Origin of the sequence: Pseudomonas sp. TWR3-1-1 (genome assembly GCF_049896545.1) — a bacterium.
GTDB lineage: Bacteria > Pseudomonadota > Gammaproteobacteria > Pseudomonadales > Pseudomonadaceae > Aquipseudomonas > Aquipseudomonas weihenstephanensis.
On sequence record NZ_JAFCUO010000001.1, the window covers coordinates 958,847 to 973,483 of the forward strand.

Annotated in this window: 18 protein-coding genes, 1 tRNA gene and 1 pseudogene; 11 read left to right on the forward strand and 9 right to left on the reverse strand. The window is 58.1% G+C overall.

Annotated features, from left to right (window positions below; all coding sequences use genetic code 11):
• Positions 1 to 20 precede the first annotated feature (20 nt).
• Positions 21 to 608 (reverse strand): PilZ domain-containing protein, encoded by a 588-nt coding sequence (locus ACP7A4_RS04580; RefSeq protein ID WP_059761656.1) that lies wholly within the window; start codon positions 606 to 608, stop codon positions 21 to 23.
• Between the two features lie 94 nt (positions 609 to 702).
• On the opposite strand from ACP7A4_RS04580, the gene ACP7A4_RS04585 reads away from it, so the two are divergent.
• The 3 genes from ACP7A4_RS04585 (at position 703) to ACP7A4_RS04595 (ending at position 3,951) form a co-directional block, all read left to right on the forward strand.
• On the forward strand, positions 703 to 1,953 hold the full coding sequence (locus ACP7A4_RS04585; RefSeq protein ID WP_059761657.1) for a lipoprotein-releasing ABC transporter permease subunit: 1,251 nt from the start codon (positions 703 to 705) through the stop codon (positions 1,951 to 1,953).
• 7 nt (positions 1,954 to 1,960) lie between these two features.
• The gene (gene lolD / locus ACP7A4_RS04590; RefSeq protein WP_165599907.1) at positions 1,961 to 2,644 is read left to right on the forward strand and encodes a lipoprotein-releasing ABC transporter ATP-binding protein LolD; all 684 of its coding nucleotides are present in this window, start codon (positions 1,961 to 1,963) and stop codon (positions 2,642 to 2,644) included.
• 62 nt (positions 2,645 to 2,706) lie between these two features.
• Positions 2,707 to 3,951, forward strand: coding sequence for a lipoprotein-releasing ABC transporter permease subunit (locus tag ACP7A4_RS04595; RefSeq protein ID WP_203302961.1), 1,245 nt, complete (start codon positions 2,707 to 2,709; stop codon positions 3,949 to 3,951).
• A gap of 66 nt (positions 3,952 to 4,017) precedes the next feature.
• Here ACP7A4_RS04595 and ACP7A4_RS04600 read toward each other — a convergent pair whose 3' ends face one another.
• Complete coding sequence (locus ACP7A4_RS04600; protein ID WP_426245724.1) at positions 4,018 to 5,382, reverse strand: heavy metal sensor histidine kinase; 1,365 nt, start codon at positions 5,380 to 5,382, stop codon at positions 4,018 to 4,020.
• Positions 5,382 to 6,062: a heavy metal response regulator transcription factor gene (locus tag ACP7A4_RS04605; RefSeq protein WP_203302963.1), complete on the reverse strand. Its 681-nt coding sequence runs from the start codon at positions 6,060 to 6,062 to the stop codon at positions 5,382 to 5,384. The genes ACP7A4_RS04600 and ACP7A4_RS04605 overlap by 1 nt, the downstream gene beginning before the upstream one ends.
• Positions 6,063 to 6,213: 151 nt before the next feature.
• Here ACP7A4_RS04605 and ACP7A4_RS04610 point away from each other — a divergent pair, with 151 nt between their 5' ends.
• Both ACP7A4_RS04610 and queF read left to right on the forward strand, forming a co-directional pair.
• The gene (locus ACP7A4_RS04610; protein ID WP_059761662.1) at positions 6,214 to 6,750 is read left to right on the forward strand and encodes a cupredoxin domain-containing protein; all 537 of its coding nucleotides are present in this window, start codon (positions 6,214 to 6,216) and stop codon (positions 6,748 to 6,750) included.
• Positions 6,751 to 6,831: 81 nt separating this feature from the next.
• Positions 6,832 to 7,662 carry an NADPH-dependent 7-cyano-7-deazaguanine reductase QueF gene (queF, locus tag ACP7A4_RS04615; protein ID WP_059761663.1) on the forward strand — a complete coding sequence of 277 codons (831 nt, stop codon included), beginning with the start codon at positions 6,832 to 6,834 and terminating at the stop codon, positions 7,660 to 7,662.
• 49 nt (positions 7,663 to 7,711) lie between these two features.
• On the opposite strand, the gene ACP7A4_RS04620 is transcribed toward queF, so the two are convergent.
• Both ACP7A4_RS04620 and ACP7A4_RS04625 read right to left on the reverse strand, forming a co-directional pair.
• A complete protein-coding gene (locus ACP7A4_RS04620) occupies positions 7,712 to 8,185 on the reverse strand; it encodes a peroxiredoxin (RefSeq protein ID WP_426245727.1) in 474 nt (157 codons plus the stop codon).
• Between the two features lie 12 nt (positions 8,186 to 8,197).
• A complete protein-coding gene (locus tag ACP7A4_RS04625) occupies positions 8,198 to 8,758 on the reverse strand; it encodes a glycine cleavage system protein R (RefSeq protein ID WP_048365183.1) in 561 nt (186 codons plus the stop codon).
• A gap of 326 nt (positions 8,759 to 9,084) precedes the next feature.
• Here ACP7A4_RS04625 and dapA point away from each other — a divergent pair, with 326 nt between their 5' ends.
• The 5 genes from dapA (at position 9,085) to ACP7A4_RS04650 (ending at position 12,782) form a co-directional block, all read left to right on the forward strand.
• Positions 9,085 to 9,963 carry a 4-hydroxy-tetrahydrodipicolinate synthase gene (gene dapA, locus ACP7A4_RS04630; RefSeq protein ID WP_059761665.1) on the forward strand — a complete coding sequence of 293 codons (879 nt, stop codon included), beginning with the start codon at positions 9,085 to 9,087 and terminating at the stop codon, positions 9,961 to 9,963.
• A gap of 17 nt (positions 9,964 to 9,980) precedes the next feature.
• Complete coding sequence (bamC, locus tag ACP7A4_RS04635) at positions 9,981 to 11,096, forward strand: outer membrane protein assembly factor BamC (RefSeq protein WP_059761666.1); 1,116 nt, start codon at positions 9,981 to 9,983, stop codon at positions 11,094 to 11,096.
• Positions 11,097 to 11,099: 3 nt separating this feature from the next.
• Complete coding sequence (locus ACP7A4_RS04640; RefSeq protein WP_048398787.1) at positions 11,100 to 11,858, forward strand: MBL fold metallo-hydrolase; 759 nt, start codon at positions 11,100 to 11,102, stop codon at positions 11,856 to 11,858.
• 28 nt (positions 11,859 to 11,886) lie between these two features.
• Positions 11,887 to 12,600, forward strand: coding sequence for a phosphoribosylaminoimidazolesuccinocarboxamide synthase (gene purC, locus ACP7A4_RS04645; RefSeq protein WP_059761667.1), 714 nt, complete (start codon positions 11,887 to 11,889; stop codon positions 12,598 to 12,600).
• Between the two features lie 92 nt (positions 12,601 to 12,692).
• Positions 12,693 to 12,782 (forward strand) — tRNA-Ser (locus ACP7A4_RS04650).
• A 319-nt stretch (positions 12,783 to 13,101) separates the two neighbouring features.
• Here the strand turns inward: ACP7A4_RS04650 and ACP7A4_RS04655 are convergent.
• The 3 genes and pseudogenes from ACP7A4_RS04655 to ACP7A4_RS04665 all read right to left on the reverse strand — a co-directional run.
• Positions 13,102 to 13,354: pseudogene (locus ACP7A4_RS04655) on the reverse strand (transposase domain-containing protein); the annotation flags it as partial.
• On the reverse strand, positions 13,312 to 13,482 hold the full coding sequence (locus ACP7A4_RS04660) for an RHS repeat domain-containing protein (RefSeq protein ID WP_238938370.1): 171 nt from the start codon (positions 13,480 to 13,482) through the stop codon (positions 13,312 to 13,314). The gene ACP7A4_RS04660 and the pseudogene ACP7A4_RS04655, both read right to left, overlap by 43 nt.
• The gene (locus ACP7A4_RS04665; RefSeq protein WP_338101700.1) at positions 13,473 to 13,817 is read right to left on the reverse strand and encodes an RHS repeat domain-containing protein; all 345 of its coding nucleotides are present in this window, start codon (positions 13,815 to 13,817) and stop codon (positions 13,473 to 13,475) included. Before ACP7A4_RS04665 ends, ACP7A4_RS04660 begins: the two co-directional genes overlap by 10 nt.
• Positions 13,818 to 13,972: 155 nt before the next feature.
• Between ACP7A4_RS04665 and ACP7A4_RS04670 the strand changes: the two genes are divergently transcribed.
• Entirely contained in the window at positions 13,973 to 14,164 is a 192-nt protein-coding gene (locus ACP7A4_RS04670; protein ID WP_203302977.1) for a hypothetical protein, read from the forward strand.
• Positions 14,165 to 14,211: 47 nt separating this feature from the next.
• On the opposite strand, the gene ACP7A4_RS04675 is transcribed toward ACP7A4_RS04670, so the two are convergent.
• Positions 14,212 to 14,637, reverse strand: a complete 426-nt coding sequence (locus ACP7A4_RS04675; protein WP_203302967.1) for a hypothetical protein — start codon at positions 14,635 to 14,637, stop codon at positions 14,212 to 14,214.

The window sequence follows — 14,637 nt, forward strand, 5'->3', positions numbered from 1 at the left end:
GTCGCAGCGTTGAGAGGTGTTTACTCTTCTTCGCCGGTTTCGTTTTGTTCGAGGGCCAGGCGGCGTGCCTGCGCTTGTTTTTGCAAAATGTAGCGCGCCAATAGCTGGCGTTGCGCATCGGTGATGGCTTCGAATTCCGTGCCGATTTCGTAATGGCCGTCGCGCGCATCGCAGTGAGTGACTTTAGCCCGTAGCAGCAACCCTAGCGCTTGAGGCATGAGCACCATCTTGATCGAAAGATGGCTGCCCGCCGGGCAGGCTTTGGCGTGGCGAAATTCGATGCCGCCTTCGGACAGCTTGACCGGTTGCAGTTCGCCGATTTTACCCAGCACGGTTTGCGCAACGACCTGGCTGAGCAGGTCGATGCGTTTGTTCAGGGTTTTGAGGTAGCTGGAGATCGTACGGTCGCGCTCGCTGATCTGGCGCAGCAGGTGCTGGGCCTCGAATTCACTCAGGTGCAACTCGCTGAGTAAATTGAATAAAGGCGAAGCATCCTGCAACACTTCATCGCTCGCGGCTTCGGGGGCCGACAGCGGGGTTATTTCCAGTGCGATCACATCATCGATACGGTAGTATTCGCGGCGATCTGCTTCATCTAATGTCGACATGGCGAACCCATGGTGGCGGCTGTGGTCTGAGTGTAAAGCTGCTTACCAGGCCCCGCCACAAGGACGTCTTCTTTTCCCTCGAACAAGCCCCGACATGTTCAGACCTCTCTTCGTATTTATCGGCACGCGTTATACCCGTGCAAAGCGTCGCAATCATTTTGTGTCGTTCATTTCTCTGACTTCAATGATCGGACTCGCCCTCGGCGTGGTCGTGATGATCGTTGTGCTCTCGGTGATGAACGGCTTCGATCATGAGATGCGCACCCGCGTGCTGGGCATGGTGCCCCACGCGACCATCGTCGGTGATCAACCGATCAGCGACTGGCAATCATTGGCCGCCAAGGTCGAGCAGAACCCGAAGGTGGCGGCGGTTGCGCCGTACACCCAGATGCAAGGCCTGCTGACCCATGACGGCAATGTGCAAAAAGTGCTGCTCAATGCCATCGATCCCGCGCAAGAGCGCAAGGTGTCGATCATTGACCAGTTCATGTTGCAGGGTCAGCTCGACGCCCTGACGCCCGGCAGTTTCGGCATTGTCATTGGCGACAAGGCCGCCAAAAAGCTCGGCGTGGCCATTGGCGACAAGCTGACGTTCGTGGCGCCGGAAGTCACGGTGACCCCGGCGGGCATGTTTCCGCGCATGAAGCGCTTCACCGTGCAGGGCATTTTCCATGTCGGCGCCGGTGAGATCGACGGCTATCTGGGTATCACCAACTTGCAGGATCTGGCGCGCTTGCAGCGTTGGAAACCCGATCAGGTCCAGGGCTTGCGCCTCAAGTTCGACGATCTGTTCCAGGCCCCGCGTGCCGCATGGGACATCGCCCAGCAGTTGGGCGAAGACCGCTACTACGCCCGCGACTGGACCCGTACCCACGGCAATCTGTATCAAGCGATCCGCATGGAAAAAGCCATGATCGGTCTGCTGTTGCTGCTGATTGTGGCCGTGGCCGCGTTCAACATCATTTCCACGCTGGTGATGGTGGTGAATGACAAAAAGGGCGATATCGCGATTTTGCGCACATTAGGCGCCACTCCCGGCACGATCATGGCGATTTTCATGGTGCAGGGCACGGTGATTGGCGTGGTCGGCACGGCCATCGGCGCGGTGCTGGGCATGCTGGCGGCGCTCAATGTGAGCGCGGCGATTTCGGGCCTTGAAGGCCTGATCGGGCACAAGTTTCTCAACGCCGACGTGTACTTCATCGACTACTTGCCGTCGCAATTGCAGGCACAAGACGTGTTGATGGTGTGCGGTGCGGCATTGGTTCTGAGTTTCCTCGCGACCTTGTACCCGGCCTGGCGTGCTGCACGCACCCAGCCTGCGCAGGCGCTTCGTTATGAGTGAGTTGGGCATGAAAGAACAAGCAGTGTTGAGTTGCCGCGACCTGAGCAAGTCGTACGACGAAGGCCCGGAGTCGGTGGTGGTGTTGTCGGGCTTGCAGCTTGAACTGCACCCCGGCGAGCGCGTGGCCATTGTCGGTACCTCGGGTTCGGGCAAAAGTACGTTGCTCAATATGCTCGGTGGCCTCGACACACCTTCCCGCGGCAGTGTCTGGTTGGCGGGTGAAGAATTGTCGGCGCTGGGCGAAAAGGCCCGTGGTCAGTTACGCAATCGTTCGTTGGGCTTTGTGTATCAATTTCACCATCTGTTGCCCGAGTTCACCGCGCTGGAAAACGTGTGCATGCCGCTGTTGATCGGCAAAACACCGATTCCCGAGGCGCGTGAGCGGGCGACAGCCCTGCTGACCCGCGTGGGCCTGAGCCACCGTCTGGAGCACAAACCGGCCGAACTCTCCGGTGGCGAGCGCCAACGCGTGGCCATCGCCCGTGCGCTGGTCAACAATCCGGGGCTGGTGATGCTCGATGAGCCGACGGGCAACCTCGATTCGCACACCGCGCAAGGCATTCAGGACCTGATGCTGGAACTCAGCACCTCGATGCGCACCGCATTTTTGGTGGTGACCCATGACATGAACCTGGCTCGCCAGATGGATCGCGTGTTGCACCTTCAAGAAGGTCGCTTGACCACGATTTAATCGGCCCCCAACCCGACGCCTTGACCGGCGTCGGGTCTTTTATTTTTATACGGTGCCCGCGAATGTTCAGACCGTTATCGATTTTTATCGGCACGCGCTATACCCGCGCCAAGCGCCGCAATCGTTTTGTATCGTTTATTTCCATGACCTCGATGATCGGTCTCGCCTTGGGCGTTTTGGCCATGATCGTGGTGTTGTCGGTGATGAACGGCTTCCAGCGTGAAATGAGTAACCGCATCCTCGGCATGGTGCCGCACGCCACCATCGTAGGCGTAAAGCCGATTGATGACTGGCGGCCGGTGGCTGAAGCGGCGATGAAAAACCCTGAAGTGACGGCGGCGGTGCCGTTCACCGAAATGGAAGGGATGCTGTCCTACAAAGGCTCGATGCAGCCGATCCAGATCAGTGGTGTCGATCCGGCGCTCGAAGGTGAGGTGTCCATCGTGACCCGGCACATCGTGCAAGGTCGCATGGAAGACCTTAAGCCCGGTGAATATGGCGTGGTGCTCGGCGACATCACTGCGCGGCGCTTTCGTTTGGGGGTGGGCGACAAAATCACCTTGATCGTGCCCGAGGCCAGCACCGCACCGGGCGGCATTACCCCACGCTTGCAGCGCTTGAACGTGGTGGGCATCTTCAAGGTCGGCGCTGAGCTGGATGGCTCCATGGGCCTGATCCACGTCGCAGACGCCGCCGCCATGCAGCGCTGGGCACCGAACCAGGTGCAAAGCGTGCGCCTGGCAGTTAAGGATTTGTACGCTGCGCCCAAAGTCTCGGCCGATGTGGCCGCAGGTCTGGGTGAGGGCTACCGGGCTGATGACTGGACCCACACCCAGGGCAGCCTGTTCAGCGCCATGAAAATGGAAAAAACCATGATTGGTTTGCTGCTGCTGATGATCGTTGCCGTGGCTGCGTTCAACATCATCGCCACGCTGATCATGGTGGTGAACGACAAGGGCGCCGATATCGCGATCCTGCGTACCATCGGCGCTACGCCGCGCCAGATCATGGCGATTTTCATGGTTCAGGGCACGGTGATTGGCATTGTCGGTACGCTGATCGGTGGTGTGTTGGGGGTGATTGCTGCGTTGAATGTCAGCGAGCTGGTGGGCTGGATGGAGCGCGTGTCAGGGCAGCACATCTTCAGTTCTGACGTGTACTTCGTCAGTAACCTGCCGTCTGAACTGCAAGGCGGTGACGTGGCGCTCATCTGCACGGCGGGGTTTGTGTTGAGCTTTTTGGCGACGCTGTACCCGGCGTATCGGGCCGCCAAAATCCAACCGGCGCACGCGTTGCGTTACTCCTGATCGACTGCTTCTACCCCGAAGACGGCGATCTTTGACCTTCAAAAAGATCGCCGTCTTCGCCAGCGCCTACGAAATCGCTGGTTTTGCGGGCAGCTCTACCACAAACCGCGTCAATCCTTCCTGCGACTCACAGCGAATCTGCCCACCATGGGCGCGAATGATCGATTGGGTAATTGCCAGTCCCAGCCCGGCATGTTCACTGCTGCCTTCGCGGCGCGCCGGGTCTGCCCGATAAAATCGGTCGAACAAGCGTGGCACCTGCTCAGCGGGGATGCCTGGCCCTGTATTTTCAATCGTGATGTTGACACTGGACGCTGATCCGCTGATCAACACCTTGATCGCGCCGCCCGCCGGTGTGTAGCGCAAAGCGTTATCCAGCAGGTTGGACAGGGCGCGACGCAGCATGCTGCGGTCGCCTGCTATCTGACCGTTGCCTGTGTGGCTCAACTGAATGTGCGAATCCTCGGCCAACAGCGCGTAGAACTCCAACAGCGCGTCAACTTCATGGGCCACGTCCAGCGGCTCGCGTTTGGGGGTGAGCAAGCCATGGTCCGCTTTGGCCAGATACAGCATGTCGTTGACCAGTTGCGCCATCCATTGCAGCTCCTCGAGGTTGCTGTGCAGCGCTTCGCGGTAGGCATCTATGTCGCGCGGGCGGGTGAGGGTGACTTGGGTGTGTGTCAGCAAGTTTGAGAGCGGGGTGCGCAGTTCGTGGGCAATGTCGGCTGAAAAGGCCGAGAGCCGCTGAAATGAAGCGTCCAGTCGACTGAGCATGGCGTTGAAGGCATTGGCCAGTTCGGCCAGTTCGGCGGGCATCTGTGCTTGGGGTAGGCGTGCGTTGAGTGAGTCGGCCGAGACGCTGGCGGCAATCGCGCTCATGCGGCGCAAAGGGCGCAAGCCGCTACGGGCTGCCCAGGCGCCGAGAATCGCGGTGGCCAGCGCCGAGAGGCTGACGGTCATCCAGATCAGGCGCTGCATGCGCTGTAAGAAATGCTGGTGGTGGGTGATGTCCAGCAGCAAGGTCAGACGGGGTGCGCCGGGTGAGTCAGGCGCCGGGTTAAGCACGCGGTAATCGGTGCCACTGATTTGCAGGCTGACCAGCCCCGGTATTGTCGGCAGTTCGTCAGGCAGTTGCGTTGAGCTGTCGAACCACACGTGGCCGTCGGGGCCGCGCACCCGAACGCTCAAGTCGGGTTGATGGCTGAGGTCCTGCAATAACAGGGGCAGGCGTTGGGTGAATTGTTCCAGGGTACTGGCACCGTGCAGGGTACTGCGTAGCCCTGCCAGGCGGCTTTCCATCAGTTGCTGGTCCAGTTCGACGAAATGCACTTCGCTGGCGCGCCCAAACAGTACGCCGGCAAACAGTGAAACCACGGCTGTGCAGCCTGCAAACAGCAAGGCCAGACGGCTGCTCAGTGACAAGCGACGCATCAATCGGCACGCTCTTCAAGCACGTAGCCCATGCCGCGCACGGTGTGGATGAGCTTCTGTTCGTGGCTGTCGTCGATTTTCAGGCGCAGACGGCGAATGGCCACTTCGATGACATTGGTGTCGCTGTCGAAATTCATGTCCCACACCTGTGAGGCAATCAATGATTTGGGCAGCACCTCGCCTTGACGCCTGAGCAGCAACTCCAGCAACGAAAACTCCTTGGCAGTGAGGTCGATGCGCTGGCCATTACGTTCGACGCGGCGACGGATCAGGTCCAGCCGCAAATCTGCCAGTTGCAGGCTGGTTTCCTGCGTCGTGCTGCTGCCACGGCGCAACAGGCTGCGCACCCGCGCTAACAGTTCAGAGAAGGCGAACGGTTTGACCAGGTAATCATCGGCGCCCAGTTCAAGGCCATGTACGCGGTCTTCAACGGCGTCGCGCGCGGTCAAAAACAGCACCGGGATGTCCAGCCCTGCGCTGCGCACCGCTTGCAGGATTTGCCAGCCATCACGTCCAGGCAACATCACATCGAGGATCAGCAGCGAATAATCACCGGTCAGGGCCAGGTGCTGGCCGGTGATGCCATCGGTGGCGAGTTCGGTGCTAAAGCCTGCTTCACTTAGGCCCTGACGCAGGTATTGGCCGGTTTTGGGCTGGTCTTCGACAATCAGCAGTTTCATGGGCGACCCATCAGCAATTAACCTCAGCCTTATACAGTGGCCCTTAGGGTGCAGGGCTAAACTGACAAAGTTGTAATCTTACGGTCAGTTGGCTGCCAGCGCCGTGCTTTAAAGTCAGGCAACGTTTGAATAGTAGTTTTCAGGAGTTCGCATGACCCTACGAAATCGTTTAGCTCTCGCGGGTGGTTTACTGGTGCTGAGTGTTTCGGCTCTTGCCTCACCCGCGGGCACTTACACGTTTGGCCAGCCTGCGTCCGCCGCAAATGCGACGCGCACGGTAGAAGTTGACATGACGGATATCGCCTTCACGCCCAAGGCCCTGCAAGTCAAGGCCGGTGAGACGGTGCGCTTTGTGCTGGTGAATAAAGGCCAATTGCTGCACGAATTCAACCTGGGCGATGCCGCGATGCATGCCGCGCATCAGAAAGAAATGCTCAAGATGCAGCAGAGCGGAGCGATGACGCCTACTGGCATGAGCCACGATGGCATGGATCACAGCGCGATGGGGCATGGCGCGATGGGCATGGCCGGTATGAAGCATGACGACCCGAACAGCGTGCTGGTCGAACCGGGTAAAACCGCTGAGCTGACGTGGACGTTCAGCCAGGCGGACAACCTTGAATTTGCCTGCAATATCCCCGGCCACTATCAGGCAGGCATGGTGGGCACGCTTAAAGTTGACCCTTAAATCGGGAAGTTCGTCTGCGGGCGCTGAAAGCGGGGCGTAAACCCGCTAGAATTACCGGGTTTTTCTAGCCAGGTTTTTGTCATGCATCCCGCAGCCGAACATTCGCCGCTGGGCAAGTCCAGTGAATACATCAGTACCTACACCCCCTCCTTGCTGTTCCCGATCCCGCGTGCGGCGAAATGGGCAGAGCTTGGGCTAAGCGCCGAAACGTTGCCTTATGTCGGGGTCGATTATTGGACCTGTTTTGAGCTGTCGTGGCTGCTGCCCTCGGGCAAGCCGGTGGTGGCCATTGGTGAGTTCTGCTTTGCTGCCGACTCGCCCAATATCGTTGAGTCCAAATCGTTCAAGCTGTACCTGAACTCGTTGAACCAGAGCGTGTTTGCCGACACGCCAAGCCTTGTCGCCACCTTGCAGGCCGACTTGTCAGTCGCTTCTGGCAAGCCTGTCAGCGTGCGAGTACGCAGCCTGGATGACGTGCAGGCCGATGGCGTAGGTGTTTTGCCGGGTGTGTGCATTGATGATCTGGACATCACGGTCAGCGACTATGCGCAGCCGCGTCCTGAGTTGTTGGCGTGTGACGCTTCGCGGATTGTCGAAGAAAGCGTCTACAGCCACTTGCTCAAATCCAACTGCCCGGTCACCAGCCAGCCTGATTGGGGCACCGTGGTGGTCGAGTATCGTGGGGCGGCGCTGGACCATGCCAGTTTGTTGGCGTACCTGGTGAGCTTTCGCCAGCACTCGGACTTCCATGAACAATGCGTGGAGCGGATCTTTCTTGACCTGCAACGCCTGCTCAAGCCCGAAAAACTGACCGTGTACGCACGTTACGTGCGTCGCGGCGGGCTGGACATCAACCCGTACCGCTCAACCGAAACCGTGGCGTTCAAAAACGTGCGACTGGTGCGTCAGTAAAAGCAAAGCCCTCACCCTAACCCTCTGCGCAGGGTTAGGGTAAAGCGCCTCAGCCGTTATTCAGCGCCTTCGCCTGCTCCAGCACGGCTTCAACATGCCCTGGCACTTTCACCCCGCGCCACTCGTGACGCAATACACCGTCCTTGTCGATCAAGAACGTGCTGCGATCCACGCCCAGGTACTCTTTGCCGTATAGCTTTTTCAGCTTGATCACCTCAAAAAGCTGGCACAGGGCCTCATCCTTGTCGCTCAGCAATTCGAACGGGAAACCTTGCTTGGCCTTGAAGTTCTCGTGGGACTTGAGGCTGTCACGCGACACGCCAAACACTTCAGTGTTGGCGGCCTGAAACTGCGCGTAATGGTCGCGAAAGCCCTGGCCTTCGGTGGTGCAACCCGGTGTGCTGTCTTTTGGGTAGAAGTAAATCACCACCTGCTTGCCCTTAAGATCCGACAGCGCGACGGTTTTGTCGCTGGTGGCCGGGATCTGGAAGTCGCTTACGGGTTGGTCAATTGCAACGGCCATGAGGCGGTTTCCTTACATTGGGTTCTGCGGACGCCACGGTTCGATCAGTGCGTCCAGATTTAGCGCATCGGCGAAATCCAGGAACTGATCGCGCAACCAGCTGATTTGCACGCCTGCCGGCAGCGTCACGGTGAACGTGGCATTGAGCATGGTGCCGCCGGTTTGTGGGGCCTGGTAGGTGTCACAGGTCAGGTTTTCGAGCTCGACGTTGTGGTCGATGAAGAACTGGCACAGCTCATTGATGATGTCAGGGCGATAAGCCGAGCTGACATAGGCCACGTAGGGCAGAGCTTGCGGGCGGGTTTCCAGCGCGGCGCTGCGCACCACATTGACGGTGAAAGCGTGTTTTTTAGCCAGTGCTGGCAAGCCAGCCTCAAGGCGCGCCAGCGCATCCCAGCTACCTGTGACTTCCAGGACCAGTGCGCTGCACTCGCCGTGGCGAGTCAGGCGTGAGGTCACGACGGCGCAGCGATTTTCATGGCTGGCACGGCACAGGACGTTAGTCAGCTCCATGGGGTTGGCGCCAAGGGCACTGATGACAAGGAATTGTTCGCGAACTGAGGGGGTGGACATTCAGCCTTCCTAAAACGATGAGTGGTCGGTACGTGCGGTGCAGGGGTGGCCTGGCCCGGGTAGTCGTGACTCGCCCAGCTTCCACAAAAAGGCCGTCACCTACGATTTGCACTGGCTGCAAACCACGCGTGGTGGCGCTTGGGCGGGGCTTTGGGCGCGTAACAAGGATCAGGGAAACAGGCTCATGCACACATCAGTACCCATCAAAGGCTGAAGGGTAGCGAAAAGCGGCGCGAAGGGGAATGCTCATCGGGCGCGCTGTTGCTTGTGCAAGGGTCAAGGCGCCAGTACCATTACGGCTCTCTTTTTCCGGCAGGAGCGGTTGCATGATTGCGGGCAGTATGGTGGCACTGGTCACACCTATGGATGCACAAGGTCGCCTGGATTGGGACGCTCTGAGCAAACTGGTGGACTTTCACCTGCAAGAGGGCACCAACGCCATTGTTGCCGTTGGCACTACAGGTGAATCGGCAACGCTGGATGTGAACGAACACATCGAAGTGATTCGTCACGTTGTCAAACAAGTCGCAGGACGTATTCCGGTGATCGCCGGTACGGGCGCCAACTCGACGCGTGAAGCGATCGAGCTGACCACCAACGCGAAGGCAGCCGGCGCTGATGCGTGCCTGCTGGTCACGCCGTATTACAACAAGCCGACCCAGGAAGGCTTGTATCAGCACTTCAAGACCATCGCTGAAGCGGTCGACATTCCTCAGATCCTCTACAACGTGCCGGGCCGTACGGCGTGCGACATGCTGCCTGCCACGGTCGTGCGCCTGTCGACCGTGCCAAACATCATCGGTATCAAGGAAGCCACCGGCGACCTGCAACGCGCCAAAGACATCCTGGCCGGTGTCAGCAGCGACTTTCTGGTGTACTCGGGCGATGACGCCACGGCGGTTGAGCTGATCCTGCTCGGCGGCAAGGGCAACATCTCGGTCACCGCCAACGTTGCGCCGCGTGCCATGAGTGACCTGTGTGCAGCGGCAATGGCCGGCGACGCAGTCACCGCCCGTGAAATCCACGAAAAGCTGATGCCGCTCAATAAAACCCTGTTTATCGAATCCAACCCTATCCCCGTGAAGTGGGCGCTGCATGAGATGGGCTTGATGCCGGACGGTATCCGTCTGCCGCTCACCTGGCTCAGCGAAGCCTGCCACGAACCGCTGCGTCAGGCCCTGCGCCAATGCGGCGTATTGGTTTAATTGAGGAAGCACTACGCATGAAGCGATTGGCCGGACTTTCCGCACTAGCCGTGATTATTTCAAGCACCAGCGGCTGCGGTTGGCTGTGGGGTCCAGAGGGTTACTTCCGGGACCGTGGCAGCGATTACCTGGAAGCGCAACAAACAGCGCCCATGCAGTTGCCGCCGGGTGTCCAGACTGACAAGCGCCTGGTGCCACTGTTGCCGATCCCGAGCAACGTGCCCAATGACAACGTCAAGGGTGAGTTTGAAGTACCCCGTCCGCAACCTTTGGTAGCGACCTCCAGTGCAAGCGATTTCAGCCTGCAAAAAAGCGGCGACAGCCGTTGGCTGATGGCGCAGCGTGCTCCCTCCGAGGTGTGGCCTCTGGCATTGCAATTCTTCCAGGACAATGGCTTTCGCATTGACGAGCAGCGCCCGCAAACCGGCGAGTTCACGACGACCTGGCAGGGCGCGAGCGAGTTGTCTGCTCCGATGGCGCGCCACTTGGGCAGCAGCGGTCTGGCCGCCGACAGCGAAACCCGTCTGCGGGTGCGCATCGAGCCAGGCGTGCAGCGCAACACCAGCGAAGTGTATGTGGTCAGTGCCAACCGTCCTGCGGGCAGCACGGCTAATGTCGACTTCACCAACCGCTCGGTTAACACCGGTCTGGACGCGGCGCTGGTCGACGAAATGCTGATCAGCATGAGCCGCAGCGCGGACAAGGGCGGCACTGTATCGCTGCTGGCGGCACGAGACTTCGACACCCCGACACGCGTCACCTTGAGCGAAGACGGCAGCGGCAACCCGGTGTTGACCCTCAACGAAGACCTGGACCGTGCCTGGTCCAGTGTTGGTCGCGCGCTTGAGCAAGGCGAATGGCGCGTTGAAGACATCAACCGCACCTTGGGCCTTTACTACATCAACCTGGCCGAAAAAGCCCAGAAGAAAGACGAGAAGCCTGGCTTCTTCGCCGGTCTTTTTGGCAGCAAACCGGACAAGGAAGAAGTTGAAGCCCGTGCTCAGCGTTATCAGGTTCGCCTGAGCAAGGTTGGCGATGCAGTACAGGTGACGGTCGAAGAAAACATCAACACCGTTGCCTCGCCAGAAATGGCGCGCAAAGTGTTGGGCGTGATCCAAGACAACCTGGGCTGACCTATGCGTTTTGCCGTTCTCGGCAGTGGTAGCCAAGGGAATGGCACGCTGATAGCCAGCGACAGCACGTATGTACTGGTCGATTGCGGTTTCTCCTTGCGAGAAACCGAGCGCCGTCTGGTTCGGTTGGGGGTTAGCCCACACCAACTGAGCGCGATTCTGGTAACCCACGAACATGCCGATCACGTGCATGGCGTGGGTTTACTGTCTCGGCGTTACAATTTGCCGGTGTACATGAGCCGTGGCACCCAGCGCGGGATGCGCAAACCGCTTGAGCCTGCAGGCTTCGTGGCAGGTGGCGAGACGTTGCAGATAGGCGCGTTGAGCATCAGCGTCACCCGGGTTGCGCATGATGCCCAAGAGCCCACGCAATACGTCTTCAGTGATGGTCAGCGACGCTTTGGCTTGTTGACCGATCTGGGGTCGTACTGTGACGGGGTACTGGACAGTTACCGTGGCCTGGATGCGTTGATGATCGAAGCCAACCATTGTCGCGACATGCTTGCCCGTGGTCACTACCCGTACTTTTTAAAGCAGCGGGTAGGCGGCCAGGAAGGACATTTGAACAACCATCAGGCTGCAAGCCTGGTGGCCGAGCTGGGCTGGCAAGACCTGCAACACTTGGTACTGGCTCACCTCAGCAGCAAGAACAACCTGCCGCAGCTGGCCCGGCAATGTTTTGTCGACACCCTGGGGTGCGACCCGGACTGGCTGCAATTGGCCGATCAAGATTCAGGGCTCGACTGGCGCACAATCGCCTAGCCCACCTACTTAGCATGCGGAGCCCATCATGGAAAAACGTGAAGAACTCTATCGCGGTAAAGCGAAATCGGTTTACAAGACCGATGACGAAAACCGCCTGATCCTGCTGTTTCGCAACGACACCTCGGCGTTCGACGGCAAGCGTATTGAGCAGCTTGATCGCAAAGGTATGGTGAACAACAAGTTCAACGCCTTCATCATGCAGAAACTCGAAGAAGCCGGCGTACCGACTCAATTCGACAAACTGCTGGGCGACAACGAATGCCTGGTCAAAAAACTCGACATGATCCCCGTCGAGTGCGTTGTGCGTAACTACGCGGCAGGTAGCCTGGTCAAGCGCCTGGGTGTGGAAGAGGGCATGAAGCTCAACCCCTACACCTTCGAACTGTTCCTCAAAGACGACGCCAAGGGCGACCCGTTCATCAACGAATCCCACGTCGTGGCGTTTGGTTGGGGCACGGCCGAGCAACTGGTTCGCATGAAAGAACTGTCGCTCAAGGTTAACGACGTACTCAACAAACTGTTCGATGAGGCTGGCCTGATGCTGGTCGACTTCAAACTGGAGTTTGGTGTTTTCCACGATGGCTCCATCGTGCTGGGCGACGAATTCAGCCCGGACGGCTGCCGCCTGTGGGACAAGGCCACCGGCAAGAAAATGGACAAAGACCGCTTCCGCCAGGGTCTGGGCGGCGTGATCGAAGCCTACGAAGAAGTTGCACAGCGTCTGGGTGTACCGCTTTAAACCGTAAAAAACGCGCAAGCATCTGATAGCACGCAGTTTTTTTGAAAATAAGGTTTGCCTAAATCAAAACAGCTGTTATGATGCGCGCCGTTGGAGAGATGCCAGAGTGGCCGAATGGGACGGATTCGAAATCCGTTGTACTGGCGACAGTACCTAGGGTTCGAATCCCTATCTCTCCGCCATACAAATGAAAGCCCCTGAAATCAATGATTTCAGGGGCTTTTTTGTTTTTTGGTTGTACGTAAAAAAGCCGCAGATTCCCCTTCCGCTGTACCAAAAATCACGTACCCGACGGCATGCCCATTAAGAAGGGGCATGCTGATGCTATGGCCCCTATGTTTAGACGGGTCAGAACGATTTGATTGACGGGGCGTGCAGTATTTTTTGCAAACCATCTGTGTTTTTCAAACAGTCCATGTTTGCCACGTACTGCATGGTTTAACTGCGCGATTAATAGTAAGCGCTCCATAAACCCCGCCGGGCTAAAGATGGGTAAAGCGCTTAGCTGTGAAGTCGAGTTTCGCAGTTCCAAGGCAGCAAAGGCTTCGTAATCTCCAAGCGACGTCGCCGTTGGCAGGCCTTCAAGTGCGTGGCGAAGCCACGCATAGGGCTCTTGGCCGTTGGCTTTGGCAGTCTCGACCTGGCTGTATAGTTGAGCGCTGGTCGTTGCGCCTTTGGGCGTGTCGCTAAACAGCCAGTTCTTGCGTCCGATCACGAAGAGGCGGATAGCGCGTTCAGCGGCGTTGTTATCGAGCGCCCACTGCCATCGAGGTCGCGCTGGGCAACCAGTCGATCCAGCGCGTCCCAGCCGAAGGCGTAGGCTTCGTTGTTTTCGTTGGTCAGCTTTTGCAGGCGGCCATAGGCGTCGTAGCTCAAGCGCACGCTATGGCCCAGGGCATCGGTGCGCTGTTTGACCCGGCCACTGAGGTCGTACTGGTAACGGGTGGTCTGCTGGGCGGGGTCGGTGTAAGCCCGGCGCTGTCGCGCTCGTAGCGGTCGAGGCGGCCGTCCGGGCGTTCGCTCTCGACCAGCAAGCCGCGCCGGTCGTAGCGGTAGTGCTGGCTTTCACCGCGTGCGTTGATGCTCTGGCTGAGCTGGCCGCGGGCATCATAGCGGTAGTGGGTTTCGGCATTGGAGCAGTCGCGGTAGCTGAGCAATTGGCTGTGGGTGTTCCAGTCCAGGGTTTTGTGTTTGCCTGTGGCGTCGGTGATGGACACCACCCGGCCTGCGGGTCGTAGCGGTAGGTGTGGGTGCGCCCGCCGCGGTTGGTGATGCTCAGCGGCAGCGCCCAGTGTTCGGTGTAATAAATGCGCTCGCTGCGGCCCAGCGGGTCGCGGGTTTCGATCAGGGGGCCGATTTCATCGTAGGCGTAATGCCATTCACCACACTGTGGGTCGGTGGTCTTGAGCAATTGCCCGGCGAGCATCTCGTCCTGCCAGCAGTGGCCCAGCGGGTCGATGTGTTTGTAGACCAGTGGCCCCCAAAACTGCTGCCGGTGGAGACCGAGACCGGGTTGCCCTGCCAGGTTATTATTCAGGATCAACAGGATAATATGCAGGCGTAGTAATAGATGAAAGTCGGGGTATACCCGACGTTAAATAAATTGGGTTGTTATGTTTTTTGTGTTTTTTTTGAAAAAATAATCGCGCCTGCAATCACTTCAATGTAATGCTTATTGCTTTGAATAATATAGTGCTTGTATTCTGTTTTATCATATTGTTTCCAGTCAGAAAAATAGCTCTCTCTTTCTAATGTTAGTTCCTTTAGCCATGAGGAGTCATCGATGATCCAGTAGCAAGAATTAAAATCGTCGTCTTCCCTGTTGGGGTAGTAATGTAAACGCTTATGTCTTTCGAATCTTACCCCCCATACTTGTTTGAAATTTAATAAGCCGAGAAGCTTTGAGTATTTGCCCGCGCTTAGCCATATTTTAAATATAATATCTAAGTCTTCGCCTTTACTCTTTATATAAACATCGTCGTTAGGGGCCTGCCATACTGGTAACTCAATAGGAATGCCTCTATCCTGTTTTGTCAT